The sequence below is a fragment of the Thermus sp. genome (assembly GCF_037444525.1).
GTDB lineage: Bacteria > Deinococcota > Deinococci > Deinococcales > Thermaceae > Thermus.
The window spans coordinates 1-2,159 of record NZ_JBBIMD010000118.1 but is presented as its reverse complement, the minus strand read 5'-3'; the positions used below and the strand labels follow the sequence as shown (position 1 = coordinate 2,159).

Genomic DNA, 2,159 nt, shown 5'->3' with positions numbered 1-2,159 from the left:
TCCGAATCAGCTCCCTCTGGGCCTGCAAGTAGGCGCACCTGGACTCCACCCTCGCCCAAAGCTCCTCCTCCCTCCCCACCCGCCCATTGGCCACCACCGCATCCACCAACGGCCATACCCGCTCCACCGGCTGCAACTCCGGACTGTAAGGCGGCAAAAAGACCAACCCCACCCCCTCCGGCACCTCAACCCGCCCAGAGGTATGCCACCCCGCCCGGTCCAAAACCACCAGCACCGCCTTCCCCTCCCCACACCCCCTTAGCCCAGCAAACTCCCAAAGGACTAGGTTGAAAACCTCCGTGGATACCAAAGGCAAAAGCCAAAACTCGCTCTCCCCCGTGTTCGGCCAAACAAAAGCGTACACGTAAAGCCAGCGGTACCAGGGCCGCACACAGGCCAAAGGAGTCCTCCCCCGAGGAGCCCAAACCCGGCGATAGACCGGCTTCAGGCCCAACCGGTGCTCGTCAAAGGCCCAAAGCTCTAGCTCAAGCTCCAATAAGGCCTTCAGGAGGAAGATGAGGAAGAAGAGGTTTTTTTAAACGCCTCCTGCCTCTCAGCCTCCCCCTCCCGATGGCGGGGGCGGGGACGAAGGGGAGCGAAGCCCAGCCTCTTCATCCACACCCAGGCCCGCCTTGGGTCAACGGGACGCCCTAGCCTTCCGGAGAGCCACTCAGCGGCGTTGCGGATGGTCCAGAGGCCATCCCGGAGTTGGTGGCGGAGGTCGGCCAGGGGTTGGTCTTGGTTGTAGCGCCGGATGGTCATGCGGACCCAGCGGGTGGTGTAGCCGAGGGTCTGGGCCACCTCGGGGATGGAGTGGCCGGTGGCCAGGAGCCAGATGGCGTGCCAGCGGGCGCGTTCCACAGGGTCCTGGCTTTCCCGATACAGGGCCCAGAGGTTATCCGGGTGGTGCCGGAGCTTGAGCTCCAGCCGGGGGCGGCGGCGGTGCTTGGCTAGCTCCATGCCCCTAGTCTAAAGGAAAGGCCTAGGGAGAGTTCACATAAGGTACGGGCCCCTTGGGGTTCATCTTGGAAGCTAAGCGCCTCGGCATCAAAGTAGACCAGGCCCTTGTTCCAGGGCTCCTGCTGGGGCTTTCGTTTCAGCGGGGTACTTAGCGGGATGAGGGCTACACCCCCTGGGGCTCGTCCCCCTCCTCGGAAAAGGTCTCCAACCCCTCCGCCACCCCCGCCATCCACCCCACCTCCTCGGCGATCCAGGACAGGAGCTCCTCGGGGGTCTGGACCAGGTCCTTGGCCCAGAGGACGCAGGCATCCCCTTCCCCCGTCCACTGCAGCTCCAGGTCCCCCAGGAGGTCCACGGCCTCCTTGGCTAGGGGGAGGTCCTGCAGGGGCAGGCTCACCGGGCTGGCTAGGGCATAGAGCCACCCCCCCACCTGCAGGCGCTCCAGGTGCAGGAGGAAGGGGCGGCCTTGGGCGGTAAAGGAGAGCTGAAGGGAGTCCTCCCTCAGCGCGTGCCGCTCCACCGGTCCGAAGAGGACCTCCAAGGCTTGGGCCAGCCCTTCCATCTCCCTCTCCCTTTAGCCCCGCATCAGGGTGAGGAGGGCGAGGAAGGCGCTCAAGAGGACGAAGACCAGCATGGTGCGGTTGAAGGCGGTGTTGATATCTGCCTTGACCTCTTGGCGCAAGGTTTCGTACCTGCCCGCCATCTCCTGGCGTAGGGCTTCGTACTTGCTCTCCATCTCCTGCCGCAGGGCTTCAAACCTTCCTTCCATCTCCCGCCGCAGGGTCTCGTGTTTGCCCGCCATCTCCCGCCGGAAGGCCGCCATCTCCTCCCTCAGAGAGACCAGCTCCGCCTTCACCTCCTGGCGCAGGAGGGCCACCTCCTGGGGGAGGGTGGCCATGATGCCCTCCACCAGGCCTTCCAGCTTGTAGACCCGCTCCTCAGTGGTCATCCTTACGTCCAGGGTAGCATGGGCCAAGGAGTCTCAGAAAGGTTCCGCCCCCCCGGGTTCCCCGAGTGTTTCCGGGAGGGATGGTCCAGCAAGGGGTCAGCCCCAGAGGGCCAAGCCTAGTGGCCAGGCCTTGGGGCCTTTAGGGATGCAGCGGTCTGACCTTGGGATCAGCGAGGCGGACAGGTAAAGGGCGGATTTGGGTCGGCAGGGCCCAGCTCCAGGCGGTAGGTGTCTGGAGCCCGTAGGGGCT

General features: G+C 64.9%; 4 protein-coding genes. All 4 read right to left on the bottom strand.

The genetic code is table 11. The features are described 5' to 3' along the window. The coding region (locus WKI94_RS11940; RefSeq protein WP_337845942.1) for an IS630 family transposase at positions 1 to 496 on the bottom strand (496 nt) is incomplete at its 3' end. Positions 497 to 504: 8 nt separating this feature from the next. After that, positions 505 to 960, bottom strand: coding sequence for a winged helix-turn-helix domain-containing protein (locus tag WKI94_RS11935; RefSeq protein WP_337845941.1), 456 nt, complete (start codon positions 958 to 960; stop codon positions 505 to 507). A 163-nt stretch (positions 961 to 1,123) separates the two neighbouring features. Next, positions 1,124 to 1,522 (bottom strand): hypothetical protein, encoded by a 399-nt coding sequence (locus WKI94_RS11930; RefSeq protein WP_337845940.1) that lies wholly within the window; start codon positions 1,520 to 1,522, stop codon positions 1,124 to 1,126. Between the two features lie 12 nt (positions 1,523 to 1,534). Continuing rightward, positions 1,535 to 1,909 (bottom strand): DUF1640 domain-containing protein, encoded by a 375-nt coding sequence (locus tag WKI94_RS11925; protein ID WP_337845939.1) that lies wholly within the window; start codon positions 1,907 to 1,909, stop codon positions 1,535 to 1,537. Between the last annotated feature and the right edge of the window lie 250 nt (positions 1,910 to 2,159).

Bases quoted from the DNA above. Each gene is read 5' to 3' on its own strand.
- WKI94_RS11935 (WP_337845941.1), bottom strand. From the start codon at position 960: ATGGAGCTAGCCAAGCACCGCCGCCGCCCCCGGCTGGAGCTCAAGCTC.
- WKI94_RS11930 (WP_337845940.1), bottom strand. From the start codon at position 1,522: ATGGAAGGGCTGGCCCAAGCCTTGGAGGTCCTCTTCGGACCGGTGGAG.
- WKI94_RS11925 (WP_337845939.1), bottom strand. From the start codon at position 1,909: ATGACCACTGAGGAGCGGGTCTACAAGCTGGAAGGCCTGGTGGAGGGC.